Source organism: Sphaerospermopsis kisseleviana CS-549, assembly GCF_028329225.1.
Classification (GTDB): domain Bacteria; phylum Cyanobacteriota; class Cyanobacteriia; order Cyanobacteriales; family Nostocaceae; genus Sphaerospermopsis; species Sphaerospermopsis kisseleviana.
The window spans coordinates 79,078-95,298 of sequence record NZ_JAQMTI010000108.1 but is presented as its reverse complement, the minus strand read 5'-3'; the positions used below and the strand labels follow the sequence as shown (position 1 = coordinate 95,298).

The 16,221-nt window shown below is 36.0% G+C and carries 14 protein-coding genes; 10 read left to right on the top strand and 4 right to left on the bottom strand.

Annotation, left to right across the window (positions count from 1 at the left end; translation table 11 throughout):
* Positions 1-184: 184 nt before the first annotated feature.
* The 3 genes from PN497_RS09060 to PN497_RS09050 all read right to left on the bottom strand — a co-directional run bounded on the left by PN497_RS09060 (position 185) and on the right by PN497_RS09050 (position 2,176).
* Positions 185-916: a hypothetical protein gene (locus tag PN497_RS09060; protein WP_096573010.1), complete on the bottom strand. Its 732-nt coding sequence runs from the start codon at positions 914-916 to the stop codon at positions 185-187.
* 4 nt (positions 917-920) lie between these two features.
* Complete coding sequence (locus PN497_RS09055; protein ID WP_096573011.1) at positions 921-1,268, bottom strand: hypothetical protein; 348 nt, start codon at positions 1,266-1,268, stop codon at positions 921-923.
* A gap of 329 nt (positions 1,269-1,597) precedes the next feature.
* Positions 1,598-2,176, bottom strand: a complete 579-nt coding sequence (locus tag PN497_RS09050) for a PDDEXK family nuclease (protein ID WP_096573012.1) — start codon at positions 2,174-2,176, stop codon at positions 1,598-1,600.
* A 231-nt stretch (positions 2,177-2,407) separates the two neighbouring features.
* Here PN497_RS09050 and PN497_RS09045 point away from each other — a divergent pair, with 231 nt between their 5' ends.
* Positions 2,408-4,078: an ATP-binding protein gene (locus PN497_RS09045; RefSeq protein ID WP_096573013.1), complete on the top strand. Its 1,671-nt coding sequence runs from the start codon at positions 2,408-2,410 to the stop codon at positions 4,076-4,078.
* A gap of 369 nt (positions 4,079-4,447) precedes the next feature.
* On the opposite strand, the gene PN497_RS09040 is transcribed toward PN497_RS09045, so the two are convergent.
* Positions 4,448-5,050 (bottom strand): helix-turn-helix domain-containing protein, encoded by a 603-nt coding sequence (locus tag PN497_RS09040; RefSeq protein WP_137668265.1) that lies wholly within the window; start codon positions 5,048-5,050, stop codon positions 4,448-4,450.
* 203 nt (positions 5,051-5,253) lie between these two features.
* Between PN497_RS09040 and PN497_RS09035 the strand changes: the two genes are divergently transcribed.
* From PN497_RS09035 to PN497_RS08995, 9 genes are all read left to right on the top strand, one after another.
* Positions 5,254-5,610: a hypothetical protein gene (locus PN497_RS09035; protein WP_096573014.1), complete on the top strand. Its 357-nt coding sequence runs from the start codon at positions 5,254-5,256 to the stop codon at positions 5,608-5,610.
* A 255-nt stretch (positions 5,611-5,865) separates the two neighbouring features.
* Positions 5,866-6,471 carry a hypothetical protein gene (locus PN497_RS09030; protein ID WP_096573015.1) on the top strand — a complete coding sequence of 202 codons (606 nt, stop codon included), beginning with the start codon at positions 5,866-5,868 and terminating at the stop codon, positions 6,469-6,471.
* Positions 6,472-6,672: 201 nt separating this feature from the next.
* Positions 6,673-7,023: a hypothetical protein gene (locus PN497_RS09025; protein WP_371851459.1), complete on the top strand. Its 351-nt coding sequence runs from the start codon at positions 6,673-6,675 to the stop codon at positions 7,021-7,023.
* 82 nt (positions 7,024-7,105) lie between these two features.
* Positions 7,106-9,985: a hypothetical protein gene (locus tag PN497_RS09020; RefSeq protein ID WP_096573104.1), complete on the top strand. Its 2,880-nt coding sequence runs from the start codon at positions 7,106-7,108 to the stop codon at positions 9,983-9,985.
* 654 nt (positions 9,986-10,639) lie between these two features.
* Complete coding sequence (locus PN497_RS09015) at positions 10,640-11,398, top strand: hypothetical protein (RefSeq protein ID WP_096573017.1); 759 nt, start codon at positions 10,640-10,642, stop codon at positions 11,396-11,398.
* Positions 11,399-11,492: 94 nt separating this feature from the next.
* Positions 11,493-12,635 carry a hypothetical protein gene (locus PN497_RS09010; protein WP_096573018.1) on the top strand — a complete coding sequence of 381 codons (1,143 nt, stop codon included), beginning with the start codon at positions 11,493-11,495 and terminating at the stop codon, positions 12,633-12,635.
* A gap of 39 nt (positions 12,636-12,674) precedes the next feature.
* Positions 12,675-13,457, top strand: a complete 783-nt coding sequence (locus tag PN497_RS09005) for a hypothetical protein (RefSeq protein WP_096573019.1) — start codon at positions 12,675-12,677, stop codon at positions 13,455-13,457.
* A 169-nt stretch (positions 13,458-13,626) separates the two neighbouring features.
* Positions 13,627-15,342 carry a TrbI/VirB10 family protein gene (locus PN497_RS09000; RefSeq protein ID WP_190647355.1) on the top strand — a complete coding sequence of 572 codons (1,716 nt, stop codon included), beginning with the start codon at positions 13,627-13,629 and terminating at the stop codon, positions 15,340-15,342.
* 42 nt (positions 15,343-15,384) lie between these two features.
* Entirely contained in the window at positions 15,385-16,173 is a 789-nt protein-coding gene (locus PN497_RS08995) for a hypothetical protein (protein ID WP_096573021.1), read from the top strand.
* The last annotated feature ends 48 nt before the right edge of the window (positions 16,174-16,221 follow it).

Below are 16,221 nucleotides of genomic sequence, written 5' to 3'. Positions count from 1 at the left end.
ATAATTGACACCATTTTTAGGTATCAGGTGTAGATGTACCAGGGAACTATTAACTTTTAGAATATCATTATAGTGTTAACAGCAAGAGACAGAAATGAAAATAAATTGATGTCTGTGTTTAAACTTGCTGTACCTGATTGTTCTGTAATTTATAACATTGCTATCATATCTATATCTGATTGTACTACATTTCACTGTATTCACTGGTAATTGTTTGCAAAATTGCATTTACATCAATTTTGTCCAAGGAATTCCCGTAAATCTTTTCAAAAGATTCAATTTCTGCTTGATAATTTTCTTCGGAGTCGCAGTGCTTTTCAAAAAAATCTTGGCCTTTGTAACCATACAATATTAGATTAGAATCAATTCTCTTCAAAAATGGTTTGACAGAATTAAACTTCTGAAACGTCCGAAAGCATCCTATTAAATAACCGTAAAAATAAAATAAAAAATAGTTAATTTCTTGTTGAGTAAATTCCTCGCTAAATGTTTCTCGCAATATTTGGGGGTCTTGTCTATTTATGTAATTATGGTCAACAATTCTATACAGCCGAAAATACAGCCAACCGCGATGATCATAAATATCCATCAAGTAGTAGAATGTTCCACTGGTTTTAATAACAACAAGTAATGTTGGAAAATAAAAAGCTCCTTTATATTTATCATACAAATCGCTACTTTCACCTAATAAACATTCTAAAATTGTCAATAGTTCTGCTAAGTTAAGTTTATCATTTTGTTCTTCTCTAGATAAATAAAGATGCTTATGTAAATCAAAATTATTTGCAATTGATAAACTATTTTTTTGTAATTTTATGTATTCTGTATCATCCAATCTCCACAATTGATAGTTGATATCCTGAGATTGTAAGTCAACTTTGTATCTGTTTTTGATTTGCTTAATTACTTCTTGCATAAAATTAAACCAGAACTCCTGCCATTTCCCTAATTCGATTTGCCCAGGTTTGAGACAAGGTTGAAATTTCCAGACGACTAGAATCACTTGCCCAAGTTGACAACCAATGAATATGCCATCGAGACAATTGACGTTGCATTTGAGCCAGTTCAAAGGCACTGTCCACATCTAAATCAATAGCTGTCAGTTCTAAAAATACTTTACTTTCTCTAACAATTTCAAGTACCGCTTCCCCATTAACCCCATCCAAACTGAGAGATGCCATTTGTAGAAAGTTCTGTGCCAATCTTTCAAGACGTACAGAAAGGCGCTCGCATCGAAACGCAATTTGTTCTACAGTCCAGTTATTCATACGCCTCCTAATAACTTATGGATGATTTGTTTGACCTTTTCTCAAATCTCTGGGTCTAAAATTTCCATCGCTCTATTTTGACGTGGACGGAGATTTACCATTGATTCATAGAAAATTTATTGAAAAATATGATTCCAACTCGCGCCCCAAACAAGCTTTCACCTGTTCTGGGTTGGGTTAGACTGAGATTGGGTTATTCATGGTTAACCGGACAGGATATAAAACCGCTCATCCACAAGAGTTTAAAAGTGTTTAATTGCATTTTGTGACCCGTGGGTCACATTTTTTGATCCAGAAACATTTAGAAATACTCATCTTATGTACTATGATCACCGATCAACTGACAAGTAGCCTTGACGATAGTTGTTTTTCTTCAAAGAAGCTGCTTGTTTCCTTGACCATTGCTTGACAGGAGTTAGTGGGGCAATATCTACGAACTGATAACTAAATGATACATTTCCACTTAACTTTGCTACCACATTACCAATAAAGCGACAACAGCGTTCTGGTTGACTAACTACTTGTTCTTCGGCAAACCGTATTATTACCCACCCAGCTTTAAGAAAACACAGATTTCTATAATCATCATCACCAATACAATGGGTAGGTACTCCTGTAGAAAAACAATGACTTTCGTCCACTTCAATATCAAGATGTAGCTCAGTATTTGGTTCTACAATTACAAAATCTGCTGTGTAAGGACGGTCATGACCATTTGGTAGCATTTCTTGTTGGGGAAATACCCAATTACCAAAATAATATTTCAGCACTTGCCCAAACCGTTCTTCAGCAGCACCCACGGTAACACTACCACTACCATTTGCTTTAATCAAAGGAGCAAAATTTTGATGTTCAGCAAAGTTGGGAATTAAAACAATAGGATAAACCGGAATTGATTTTTTCGCCATTAATTATTGAAGATAAATAATAACGCATCTATCTTACAATTACATTTTTATACAGAAATCTATAAATTAATCTATTTTTGAATATTCACGAATATATATCAATTGATATAATAAATTCCACATTTTTATACTAGCTATAAAATTAAATACCGTTTAAAATTTTACAGTATAATTCATGACTTATAGATGCTATCAAAATTTATCGAAATACATATCTTATAAATAAACAAGATGTCATCAGATTTTTTAAACAAGTTGCCACAATTAATCAAACGTAAAGAACCTGTAATTATTTTGGAATCGCCAACCCAAGAAAGATACAGAATGATTCGCTATATTTGCCAATATTGTTCAGTGCTAGGAATTAAATGCTACTTGTGGAATTTAGGACAGGAAATAATCAAAGAAGTTGAATGTGTTAATAATGTAGATTTAAATTTTAAGGATTTTGAAGACTATACTCCTGTACCAATTAAAGAATTAAAAGACCAATTTAGAATCTTGAAATTTTGGGAGTCTTTTCAGGGAGAAGGAATATTAATTATCGAAAATATTTACCCTTGGATTAGTACCAATGTAGCCCAAGAAACCCAATTCTTTCTACTATCTGAGTGGGTTAAATCGAATTTACTCAATCTTTCTTTTTCTCCATCTGCTCCTGGTAAAATCAAATCTGCTATTCTTTTAGGTTCTCAAGCTAACTTACACCCAGAACTTGCTGCTCAAATTCCTGTCATTACTCAAGAATTGCCAGATATCTCAGAAATTACTGTAACTCTCAATGAAGAACTGCATGGAATTTTACCACTAACATTGAGCGAGATGGATAAAAAGAAAATTGTCCGTAGTGGAATTGGGTTATACATTTCCGACTTAATCAAAGGACTAAAATCAATTGATTTCCATGATGAAAAAAGTGCAGACTCTATAGCTAAAGAACTACTAGATTATAAAATAAATTTGCTCAATAAACTTTATGGAATTGAATTTATCCCTACTTCCGAAGTTCCCTTGGGAGGACTAGATTTGATGCAAGAGGCTTTTAAGAAATTCAAAAGATTGTTTAGTCCTCTTGCCAAAGTCTACAAACTCAGAGTTCCTAAAGGTATAATGCTGGTAGGTCCTCCAGGTACGGGTAAATCTCATTCAGCTAAAGTATGCTCACAAATTTTAGGTATTCCCTTGATTTTAGTAGATTGGGGTAATGTGAGAAGTTATGGTAATGAAGCAGAAATAAAATTAAAACAACTACTAAAATTAGCAGACCGTCTCAATGAAGTGGTTTTGTATTTTGATGATTTTGATAAAGGTTTTGCTGGAGATGATGATATAGCTAGAAGGTTAGCAGGTCAGTTACTCACTTGGATGCAAGAACGTACCAGTGATGTAATTGTAATTGCTAGTGTCAATCGTTTAGAATGGCTACCACCAGAATTAACTAGGGCAGGAAGATTTGACTATATTTATAAAGTTGACTTGCCTAATTATGGGGAAAGACACAGTATTTTTAAACTTCACTGTGCGAGATTTGATGATAGATTTAGTAGTGATGTTTCTGGTAGCATTGATCCTTATAGTCAAGAGGAATGGCGACGAATACTTAAAGAAACTAATCGCTGTGTAGGTGCGGAAATTCAGACTATTGTTGAGAGGGCGGCGGCTACTACTTTTTGTCAAATGTTTCCAGAAGATATACCTGTTCCTAGCAATGGTAAATTACCACCATTGGAAATTTCTGTGGCGACGCTGTTAGCAGAACGTCAACAAATTAATCCATTAGCTATTCGAGAAGCAGATAAAGTGGAAAGTATGAGGAATAAAGCTGAACTTCAGGGTTTACCATCTTCTACTATAGATTCATCGGAGTATGCAATTGGTAATATAGATATATTTGGTGAATAATTCATCATCACCAAATTTACAGCGTTGGTACAATTTTTCGCGTTCAGCTTGCCATTGAGCTTTCTATTCTTGGGTCCACTGAATTTATGGGAAGATTCTTCCCCGACGTAGTGTACTATTAGACTTAACTTCACTCATGGTTAGTTACAGCAGGGAACAGGCTTGAAAGTTTTTTAGTATAAGGTTTTGTCCCTAAAATTTGTACCTCATTTACTCCAAATCTGCTGTATACCTTCTGTAATATTTATATTTTGAGCGGATTGAGGGTCGCCCCTGTGCGAATCAAAATTGTTCGACAATTTCTGCTTGACTTAAATTAATTTCATCAGTTTCATTAACCAAATTAACAAACTTCTTTAACTCAGCTTGTTACATATCATTAACATTTTGCAGTTGCGCTAGTTCTTGTTCCTGAAATGCTACTACCGCATTTAATCGTTCAACTTCTGACATCAATGGTGCAATTGTTTTTTCTAACTCTGAATTAACCAAATTTGCAGCTTGTTTAGAAAATGTGTTGTGCCACCTGCTTTGATTCGCTTCTTCTAGTGATTTTTCTAATTCAGCTACCCGTTGTTCTAATTGCTGGTTTTTAATGAAGCACTTTTCAAAACTGTAACCAAACTCACGGGGACTATGATTAATTAGTTGTTGTAACCGCTCTAAATATTGCTCATTGACGATTTTAGGACGACCAATAGGCGATGAATTCCATTGGTGTGCCATCCCACTACGAGCTATATGTATCCAATGTCTTGCTGTTGCTGGACAACATCCTAATTCTTTGCGAATTTGTGTTTGAGTTTTCCCCTCATCTGCCAACAACATAATTTGGATACGCTGGCGGGATAATTCAGGTAAATCCTGTTCCAGATTTTTTTGTAGTAGTTGACGCTGGAATGGTGTCAAGAATTTTCCCTGGCAAATATTTGGTGATTTAATTTCATCTACTTTTGGCAAATTAGTAACCATTGCTAACTTAATTGGGATAGATTGTTAACCTGAAATCACTCACAGTGATATATACCTCTCGCCGGAGAGACCATATGTAAACATTGAGTTTTTGTTATGTATAGTATTTACAAAATTTTTTTGGCTCTCCCAAAGTTGGTATGATAATTTAATAAAAAATAATGCATGACCATTACCATTTGACTGGCTTGATTAGGAGGTGTATGAATAACTTGACTGTAGAACAAATTGCGTTTCGGTGCTATCGTCTTTCTATACGTCTTGAACGATTGGCACAGAACTTTCTACAAATGGCATCTCTCAGTTTGGGTGGGGTTAATGGGGAAGCGGTACTTGGGATTGTTAGAGAAAGTAAAGTATTTTTAGAACTGACAGCGATTGATTTAGATGTGGACAGTGCGTTTGAACTGGCTCAAATGCAACGTCAATTGTCTCGATGGCATACCCATTGGTTGGAGACTTGGGCAAGTGATTCTAGTCGTCTGGAAATTTCAACCTTGTCTCAAACCTGGGCAAATCGAATTAGGGAGATGGCAGGAGTTCATTCAACAAATACCTGATAAATAGGTTATTTCAGGGTCTTAAGAAACAAAATGTATATTGATTTTATCGTGCCGACTTACTTAACTTGCAGCTAATTTCTTATATCAATTGATAGATGTTGTAATAATTTTTATACCAATGTTTTAGAAACAAGTGTTGAAAAAAAGTAGACACAATCTTATATCTGCAATTACGAAATTTGATAGCTGACTGTAAGCAGTAAGATAGGAGAAAATGATGCTTATTCGTAGGCATTTATAAAATATCGAGACATGAGAATACACAATCATCCTGATTGCAGTAATTACCAAATTCCCAAACAACAGACAATTGAAGTTTGTCCAACGGGTTCTCAGAATCGCACAGTTGATAAAAAAAGTTCAATTTTTTTATTAGTAGCAGCAGCAACAGCATTAGTCTTGGCAAATACATCCATTAATCACCTGCTAATGTCTGTTCTAATTCTGCTAACTGCCATCATCGCCGCAGTTCCTAATTTAGCCAATAAGTTGCTGACTAAATTTGAAAAATTGCAACGTCGTTGGGGAATCAATGTTTATGGAATTTTAGTTGGTATTATCTGTATAATTTTCACCTTTGATATTACCACCACATCAGCTAATGCACAATTTTTTAATGGCGCACAAACATGGATGACAGGAGCTTTTGCAGGTATTCCTGCTGATGCTGTTACACTATTTTTTAATGTTCTGAGAGCATTGTTTTTGTTGTATCTTGGTATTTCATTGGTGAGAATTGTCAATGCTGCCAGAAATGATGAAGATTGGCAGAATTTAGCCAGAACTCCTTTAATCATCAGTGTTACTATTGTAGTAGGTGATATTCTCACAGGTTTGATTACTGGTAATGCAGTGTAATTAGCTCAAAAAAACAGGTCTTAAATTCTCTGATTTTTCAGTAGAGTGGTTTCTGGATATTCGTAACGGGCGCTCGTTTTTAAACAACTTATATCACTCTTGGATAAGTTAAACATTTTCGACTACACAGCTTTTTTCTCAGTTTGATAAAAGCGGTTTAGGTCAAATTCGCACGTTTAAAAACCTCAACTAACAGAGATGATGAAGCGCAAAGAATTTAGAACAGTTAACCGAGTTTTAGGGGAACAACCGAGAATTGGACCTTTTCCAGCAGATCAATTTTTTCCTTGGACAGCTATTGCTTTGATAACTTACTTGATCTGTAAGCTAACTTTTCAAACTTCTTTGTTAGTGACTGGGTTAGTTACAGCTTGGGGATGTGCAACTTGGTGGACTCTTACCAGTAATAAAACCTGGTTATCAAAGTTTCTCACAGTACCCAGAGTTACCAGAGGGTATAAACGTTTTTATTCTCTGATTCATGAACCAAAGATAATAACATCAACTCAAAAAAAGATATCTAAATCACGACGAATCTCAACTTTAAAATAGTGTTTTTTGTGTTGGTAAATCTTAAAAAAACAAAATGCACTCAATTAATTTTGAGGCTTGTATTTATATTTTAGTAAAAATTATGACATCAAGTTTTTCAGCTAAAGAAAAAATACCCAAAGATAAGGTAGGTAGACAAAATATCTCTGCTCAAGAGATTTCTGTAGCCAAACGCCTTACTCCTTTTGAAGACTTAACCCATATTGCAGCGATCGCCAGTATTTCCATAGCTGGCAGAAAAGATGTTGGTGCAATTATCCTCAAGCGAAAAGACGATATCCAAATTAAATTCTGCTTTGACTGTCAAGGTATCCATTCTTCACTTCCAGATAGTCAAATTTTACCAATTTTTACAGGTATAGAGGCAGGACTCAAAGAAATACCCTATGGTGAAACTTTAACCTTTCATCTGGGTTCGTTTACCGATGACCATCACCGTCAACAGGAACTAAAAGCATTAGAAGAAAATTGTCGCAGTAATGAACTGATGCTTTTAATTCGGTCAGAACGTTTGCGAATTAGAGATTTAACAAATCAAGGCAGTCGGAAAAACAAATTTTTGCGAATTTACTGTACCTACACTGTTGCTATTTCTGAAGCTGGTAAAACAGCAGACTTGGTGGAGAAATTAATTCTCCACGCTAGAGAAAGTTGGCATAAATTTACTGGACAAATTCACGAAGTGCGACATCAACGCATTGAATCAATACTGAAAAATAGCTTTACATCTGGCTATCAACTTTGGGAACAAACTCTAAATAATAAAATGGGTTTGAATATCAAACCATTGGGTTCTCAGGAATTGTGGGGAGTAATTTGGAATCAATTTAACACTAGCAAACCTCCAAATATTCCGCATTTACTAACCTTAGATGATGATGGACTGCGGGAAGAACAAAATAGCGACTTTCACATCCGTCATTTAATTTTAGAACGAGAAGCATCAGTTCCTTTCTTCGATAGAGCTTGGGTAAACTTGCAAAATCGTTACATTGGAGCATTAACGTTTACAGAAAAACCAATTGGTTGGGTGGATGAATATGCACAATTACGGTATTTGTGGGAACTAATTGCTAGAGATAAGGTTTCTGATACAGAAATCATCTGTCAACTGACGAGAGCTAACGAGGGGTTAGCTAAAACAGCACTGCAACGTCTAACTAAACAATCTATCGTTTCCTCTGCCATATCTGCGGAAAAAAACAGCGTGGATGTAAAAGCCAATTTGAACATGGAAGAAGCGATCGCTGCACAAGAAACCATTTATAAAGGTGCAGTACCAATTAATACCGCAGTAGTCTTTCTAGTACACCGTCCTTCACGCCAAAAACTAGATGAAGCTTGTCGTTATGTTTCTAGCTGCTTTCTCCGTCCGGCTGTTGTAGTGCGAGAAATGGAATATGCTTGGAAAGTGTGGTTACAATGTTTACCAATTGTTTGGCAAAATTTGCTGACTAAACCATTTAATCGCAGATTGCCTTATTTTACCAATGAAGTCCCCGGACTAATGCCAGTAATAAAAACTGCAATTGGGGATAAAACCGGGTTTGAATTAATTGCCGATGAAGGTGGTACTCCTATTCATTTAGATTTATACAACCACCACAAAAATTTAGCAGTATTTGGGACAACTCGTGCAGGTAAATCAGTGTTGGTGGCTGGTTTACTCACCCCTGCTTTGGCTCAAGATATTCCCGTCGTTGCTCTTGATTATCCCAAGCCTGATGGTAGTAGCACTTTTACTGATTATACTAATTTTATGGGGGAAGATGGGGCATATTTTGATATTAGTCGTGAAACAAACAATCTGTTTGAATTACCAGATTTGAGGGGGTTAGAAGCAGAGTTAAGAAAAGAGCGATTAACAGATTTTAAGGATTTTCTTAAATCCACAATCATGACAATGGTGATAGGTACTAATCCTGTTGGTGTTGATGCCACAATGGTGAGTAATATTGAAAGTATCATCACCTTAGCAATTGAAACTTTCTTTGCCGATGATGACATTAAGTTACGTTATAAATTGGCATTAGAAAAAGGTTTAGGGACGGAAGAATGGAATGATACGCCTACACTCAATGACTTTTATAACTATTGCTCTCCTGGTTATATTAAACTAGATTCAATTGCTAGTAATAGTGAGGAGCAATTAAAAGCACTAGACCAAATTAGGTTGCGATTAAAATTTTGGCTTAATAGTAGAGTTGGTCAATCTATTAGCCAACCTTCCAGTTTTCGTACTGATGCTAAATTGTTAGTATTTGCCTTGCGTTCTCTTTCTTCTGAAGCAGATGCAGCAATTTTATCATTAAGTGCTTATGCTGCGGCTTTGCGTCGCGCTTTGAGTTCTAAAGCTTCTATTTTCTTTTTAGATGAAGCACCAATTCTGTTTCAATTTGAGGCAATTGCAGAATTAATTGGTAGATTATGTGCTAATGGTGCTAAAGCTGGAATTCGTGTAATTTTATCAGCACAAGAACCAGATACTATTTACCAAAGTAAATCAGCCGCTAAGATTTTTGCTAATTTGACAACTCGGCTTATTGGTAGAATTCAAAGTAGTAATATTGAGTCGTTTATCAAATATTTTCAATATCCAACCGAGATTATTTCGCGCAATAGTACAGAATCATTCTTTCCCAAGAAGGAAAGTATTTATTCACAATGGCTATTAGATGATAATGGTAAATTTACTTTTTGTCGTTATTACCCTGCTTATTGTCTTTTAGCTGCTGTTGCAAATAATCCTCAAGAACAGGAACTCAGAACATTGTATCTCAGGAAATATAAAGATGATCCTATTACTGGAATAGTCAGGTTTTCAGAAACATATATCAAGATGATTAGAGGTGAAGAACTTACAGAGGAGGCTAATGCAATTTTAGAACAGGTGAAACTGAAATCAAAACAAATTCATGTTTCAGAAATTAAGTCTGATAAACCCTTGAAAATAGTGGCATAAAGGAAATATGAATAAAAAATATCTCATCTTTTTTAGTGCAGGGGAGCAGGGGGAGGAAAAGTTGTTTTGATAGGAGTGAAATTACATCATCTTTTTCGTGGAGTTCTTCAAAGGAAACAGGGGGAGCATCCCAATTTTGAAAAAATAACCGCAGCAATACCAAAAACTCTCTTCTTCCTTCTTCCCTACCCTGCGGGAACACCTTCGGTGAATGTGGTTCGTTCATTTCACATCTTAAACTCAAGCAAAAAATAAACCTACACATTTGGAATGCTCCCGAAACAGGTTCTATCTAAGGAGGTGGAAGTGAGATACAAAAATGTGTGAATAAAAGTAAATAGGACTGAAATCATTTTTACCCTACCTAGTCTCAAGGACTATTTTTAGAACCAATCTACTTATCTGGAATTGAATCATAAAACTTCCTGCATGACTATAATTTTTTCCATAAACCAGATACCCAATAACAAAAGACACACCTATAGGAATCTGACTTAAATTTTGAACGCATACTGAGAGGGAAAATACCGTTAAATAAGGATTTTATCTTAAATCCTATTCACAAATAAAATAGAAGTCCTATATCAAACTTATTTGTTGTTATCCAATTTTCTAAATTTATCTAGTCTTTAACCATAAAACAGGAAATAACTCATGAAAAGTAACAAGAAAAAGGTAATATCAACTGCTATTTTATCAAGTTGCGTCTTAGCAGCAATAACTGTACCAAGTAATGCTTTTGCAATTGATTTAGGAGGACAAATTGAAAACTTCTTTAATCAAACATTTGGATACATAAACGGCTATTTCAACGAAGTAGCAAGTCAACTAAAAAAAGAAGTAGATGAAAGTTGGGAGAATCTTCAAAAAGATGCTCAAGCAGCAATTGAAGAATCTACAGGAAATATGGGAATACCTGACCCTACAGTAGCTAGTCAAATATTAGCTGATAAATTGCGAGACAAAGGAGGAATAGCAGCAGAAAGTAGCAGTGTTATTGGTGCGGTGGAAGCTGGAAAACAACTAGAAAGAGATAGCACTCGCGCTGCGGTAGCTAGTGTTTTAGGGAAAGCAGGACAACAGCGTACTCAATCGGAAATTGATGCTACCAACAAAACTGTTGGACAAGCACAGCAGTTAGCTGAAGATACTCAAAATATGGATGCTTCACAAGATGTTCTCAAAGCGATCGCTGCTCAAAATGCTCAAATTGTCTCCATGTTAGGACAAGTACGTACTGATGGTTTACAAGCAAGACATGATGCCCAACAAACCAACCTCATGCTCAATCAAATTGCTGAAAGTCAATCAGAACAAAATCGTGCCAGAAGAGTTTTAACTACTGGTATGACCAGTCAATATTTAGAGTTAACTGGGTGGAGTAGATTAGACCCTGCTTATGTCAAGAAATAAGATATATTGCCCCTAAAATTTTAACACTAATCACATTCTTCAACAAGGAGTTAATCAACTCTTTTTTCACTTCTATCCTACCAGGAATAACGCTATGTTAGGTCGAACAATACTAGCAGCTAATAACTTCGGTGCAGGGGATTTAATTGAAAATGCCTCTGCTGGTGCCAGCTTGGTAGCAGAAGGTTTTAATGAACTATGGCAACAAACTCTTACAGGTGGATTATATGCTTCGCTGTGTAAAGTTGGAGTATTATTTGCAGTTGCTACCCTCGCATTATTCATGGTGCAATGGGGTAAGCAAATGATTAATGACGAAGAACAAAGGGCATTCAGTGAATTAATTTGGCCTTTAATTGTCACTGTTCTTCTTGCTAATAATGGTTCTCTACTAGCGAATAGCACTTTGGCACTGAGGGAATATATTAACAGTGTCAATAACTATATATTAGAGTACACGGCAGCAGACGCTGATTTGAGAGCAGCTTACCAACAAGCACTGGGACAAGCAGCATTAGAAACAGCCGTAGGTAATGCGATTCAAGAATGTCGTTCTTCTCAATTATCAAATGAAGAAGGAATACAATGTCTCAAACAAGCAAGAGCAGATTTAGAAGCTAAATTTCCTGACATTTTTAAAGATGCAGAAGGTGGTAGCTATTTAGGAGCAGCAGACAGTTGGGTAACTCAAGGTTTGGATAAAATTAATCAAGCAGTTTCTGAAGCAGAAGGTGATGGTTTAGTGGGTAGTATTGCCAATAAATTTACTGCTGCATCTAGTGCTGCAATTGGTGCAGTTGTTACCACTTTTATTACCAGTTTATTATTAGCACTAAATAATGCTTACCAATGGGGATTAGAACTAGCATTACTTCTCACTGCATTAATAGCTCCTTTAGCAGTAGGAGGTTCTTTAATGCCAATTGGTAATAAAGCAATTTTTGGTTGGTTAACAGGGTTTTTTACTGTTGGTCTTGCTAAACTTTCTTTCAACATTATTTTAGGTTTAGCTGGACAGTTAATTGCTACAGCCAAAGCTAGTCAACCGATGATTTTTTTGGCATTTATTGGTTTAGTTGCCCCATTTTTAGCCACAGGAATTGCTGCTGGAGGTGGTCTAGCAGTTCTAACTCAGCTTAATAATGGCGCTCAATGGTTAGCTAGTGGTGCTATCTCCGCAGGTAATATTGCTCTTTCTGCTAGTGTGTCACGAATAACAACAATGATTCGCAAATAAGAATTTTATCAATAAGAACTTTATCAATTTTGAGAAATTATGCTCAATCACACGAAATCTAAAATTCCAAAAAGGGAAGCATTACAGTTTTTAAGTTCTGGGCAATCGGTATCTAATCCCATTGCTATTGTTGCTGTAATGTCTCTAATTTTTAGTTCTTTATCTTTTCTGTTACAAGTTTTTAATTATGGTGCAACCTCAACTTTAGCTCGTAAAAAGCCACCATCTTTAGTCCAGATTGCTGATGGGAATACAATCAATGTTAAAGCATTAGAACCTGATGACCGTTCAGCAGAAGTGATTAAAAAATTTGTGGTTGATACTCTAGTGAAAATATTCAATTGGGATGGACTGATAAGATTAAATAAAAATGGAGAAATAATCACTCAACAAGATAATGGTATTAGTATAAAAGTTAACAAAGTAACTGCACGAGTTACTACAAAAGCTTGGGAAGCTGCCTTTGCATTAAGTGAAGAACAAGATTTTCGATCTAGTTTTCTGAAAAAATTAGCGGAACTTACACCACCCAGTGTTTTTCAAGGTGGTTTACAAAGTTCTTTAGTTCCAAGATATGTTAGTGAACCACGCAAGATAGGTCAAGGAAAATGGCAGATAGATGTGATTGCTACTCTGGTGACTTTTAGTAAGGATGATAATGCTGGTAATGGAATAGCTTTTAATAAAACTGTGACGGTTCAAGCTATACAAAGTCCTCAAAAGCCTCCTGAAACAACAGAAATTGCTCATAAGATTTATTCGGTTCGCAGGTCAGGTTTAGAAATTATCGAAATCACGGATTTGAATTTAGGTAAGAATTGAATAATTTTAAACAACAAATATTGATTGATATTTTACCCTAATTAAATCCTAAAAGCAATGATTAAAACACAAACAACAATAGCAATTTACAATGTTCCCTGTTCCCTAAAACTAAAAAACCTTGTATTTGACGAACATGGGAACTGCTATATATAAAATAGGTGAATTTATGAACCCGATTTTAGAAAATCAAACTGACCCTAACAAGATAAATAATTTACTCAATTTTCAAGAAGATGAAGAAGAAAATACCATTAGTGAGATTGAACATGAAAATATTATTCCTGAAACGGAAGCGGATGTAGAATTATCAGATGAATTGGCATTAATAGAAACACAACATTCACTTGTTAATTCTCCTTGGTCACGCACAATAGTAGTTGGGGGAGGATTTGGATTAGGATTTATTCTACTTTTTATGTTCCTTAATCCCATGATGAATGGCAAGGTAACTAAAGAAGAAGCAATACCAGAAGTTGCTACTACTTCTCCTTCTGAAGAAGAAGTTCCCAAACAAGATGGTGATATTTATGCCAAGTTAGCATTACAAAAACAAGCAGAGGAACTGGAGGCATTTAAAGAACAAAATAGAGTCAGGCAAGAATTACCCGTTGCAAAACCGGATAAGCAGATAATTGAAAATTTGCCCAAAACTCAACCTATTTCTACTAAATCTGTCAGGAGGGAAACATCATTAACATCCAACAGAGAACAACAACCTAGAAGAATTATCAGAACACAAAGACTTGAAGAATTGCCAATCGCACGCTATTCACCTCCAGTAAAAACTGCTGTAACTTCAAGAATATTACCCCAACAAGAAACCACTTTTAAAACTTCTACAGAACCTACTGATCCTTTAGCAGAATTAGCAAGATTACGTTCTCTTGGTTCTGGTGGTCAAATTGATTATGCAGCAGCAATTACAAATGACAAACAGGAGGTAGCAAGCACGCAGACTCAAAATGTTGTCACATCTGATTATGTTCCTAGACGTAGGTCGAGTTATAACCGCGATTCTCAACTAGAAACAGAACTAGCAACAGTTACTACAAATCACTCAGAATCAGATTATGACAGCAATTTTGATAATAGCAAAAGGGCGATTGAACAACTAAAAGCTAAGTGGAATCCGGTAATTAGTGCGAAAAGTTTAGATAAAAGTGATAACGTAACTAATTTCAATGAAAGCAACAATTATTCCCCAGAAGAAGCTGCTATTATTGAGGGCAGAGAAGAACAGTATTTAAGAGTAGGAGAACACGCTGCTGGGATATTAGAAACACCTGTTGTCTGGTCAGCAAATATTAATTCTCATAATTCTCACATTCAAAATAAGTTTGTGGTTAAACTCACCCAACCTTTACTAAGCAATATTGGGGAAGAAGCGATTCCTGCTAATACACTTTTGAGTGCAGAAATTCAAGAAGTTGATTCATCTGGGAGAGTTACTGCTGTAGTTACTGCCATTCTCAAAGATGGTACTGAATATACATTACGACCAGGAACAATTGTTATACAGGGGAAAGAGGGAGAACCTTTAATTGCTAATCAATATCGGGACAAAGGTAAAGAGATTTTAAGCTTGGATGCAGGATTAGGTTTGATGTCAGGACTGGCCAAGGTGGGGGAGGTGGTTAATCAACCTGATATTCAAAGTAGCATTTCTCAATCCAATGGTGGGTTTAGCAGCATCCAAACCAGTAGAAGTGGCGATCGCTCTTTATTAGGTGCTTTTGCTCAAGGAGCGTTTGGTGCAGTTTCCAAACAGGTGGAGGAACGAAATCAAAAAGCGATCGCAGAAATTATGAAGCGACCCAACATTTGGTTTATCCGGCAAAATACCCAAATTACTGTTCAAGTAAATCGCTCTTTACGACTTTAAACTACCGAATACAAATTGATGAAAGTCTCCTGGAGGATGAAAATGAACAAGTTTTTCTGGTTATCTCTAACTGTCACAGCTTCTTTGTTGGTCAATATTCCATCTCAGGCACTACCGACACCAAGAACACAATTAACTAATACCAAAAGTTCTGTACGTATTATTCCCAGAAGCAAGGCCACAGGCACTCAAGCACAACTACAAACTGTAGAGGTATGGCCGGGACATGGTGTATCTATCTCTTTTTACAAAACTGGTGAGGTGATTCAACGAGTGTGGTTAGATGACCCTTCCCGCATACTTATGGATGTAGATGGTTGTTTGCAAGGTTTGTCTGATAGGTCGAATTGTCAAAACCCAGGAGCAGGTTTAATTCATCTGAGACAAATTAAACCGGTTAATATTCCTGGAATACCCACTGCTAAAAATGGCGCACACTTGACGGTGATCACGCAATCTTCAGCCGGGACTCGCCAAGTTTACAACTTTCGGGTGCTAACAAGCAAAGGTACTCCAGCCTATAGTACCATCTCTATCACTCCTGATGTCACCCGCAAAGAAACACCACCTACAGATTCTATCATTGTCACAACTATTACCAAAGGATTACAGGTAGCAGCAGAAAAAGGGTGGATAACTCCTAGTAATCCTTTATGGCAGAAACTACAACAACTAATTCAAGAGTTAGAGTCTGGTAAAAATCTAACCAGTGCTGCTCAAAGTGTTAAAGTTTCGCCTCAACTGGTTGAGCGTTTATTGCAATTAGGAACTGAATCAACTAAATCAAGTATTCCTGCTCAAAAAGGTAAGCATTTAACTGTCAGTAATTAGCTTTAAAGATTGAAACAAATAACAAGATAAAAATACACCAGAATTCAG

Coding starts and splice junctions, on each gene's coding strand:
- PN497_RS09060 (WP_096573010.1), bottom strand. CDS start 916: ATGCAAGAAGTAATTAAGCAAATCAAAAACAGATACAAAGTTGACTTA.
- PN497_RS09055 (WP_096573011.1), bottom strand. CDS start 1,268: ATGAATAACTGGACTGTAGAACAAATTGCGTTTCGATGCGAGCGCCTT.
- PN497_RS09050 (WP_096573012.1), bottom strand. CDS start 2,176: ATGGCGAAAAAATCAATTCCGGTTTATCCTATTGTTTTAATTCCCAAC.
- PN497_RS09045 (WP_096573013.1), top strand. CDS start 2,408: ATGTCATCAGATTTTTTAAACAAGTTGCCACAATTAATCAAACGTAAA.
- PN497_RS09040 (WP_137668265.1), bottom strand. CDS start 5,050: ATGGTTACTAATTTGCCAAAAGTAGATGAAATTAAATCACCAAATATT.
- PN497_RS09035 (WP_096573014.1), top strand. CDS start 5,254: ATGAATAACTTGACTGTAGAACAAATTGCGTTTCGGTGCTATCGTCTT.
- PN497_RS09030 (WP_096573015.1), top strand. CDS start 5,866: ATGAGAATACACAATCATCCTGATTGCAGTAATTACCAAATTCCCAAA.
- PN497_RS09025 (WP_371851459.1), top strand. CDS start 6,673: ATGAAGCGCAAAGAATTTAGAACAGTTAACCGAGTTTTAGGGGAACAA.
- PN497_RS09020 (WP_096573104.1), top strand. CDS start 7,106: ATGACATCAAGTTTTTCAGCTAAAGAAAAAATACCCAAAGATAAGGTA.
- PN497_RS09015 (WP_096573017.1), top strand. CDS start 10,640: ATGAAAAGTAACAAGAAAAAGGTAATATCAACTGCTATTTTATCAAGT.
- PN497_RS09010 (WP_096573018.1), top strand. CDS start 11,493: ATGTTAGGTCGAACAATACTAGCAGCTAATAACTTCGGTGCAGGGGAT.
- PN497_RS09005 (WP_096573019.1), top strand. CDS start 12,675: ATGCTCAATCACACGAAATCTAAAATTCCAAAAAGGGAAGCATTACAG.
- PN497_RS09000 (WP_190647355.1), top strand. CDS start 13,627: ATGAACCCGATTTTAGAAAATCAAACTGACCCTAACAAGATAAATAAT.
- PN497_RS08995 (WP_096573021.1), top strand. CDS start 15,385: ATGAACAAGTTTTTCTGGTTATCTCTAACTGTCACAGCTTCTTTGTTG.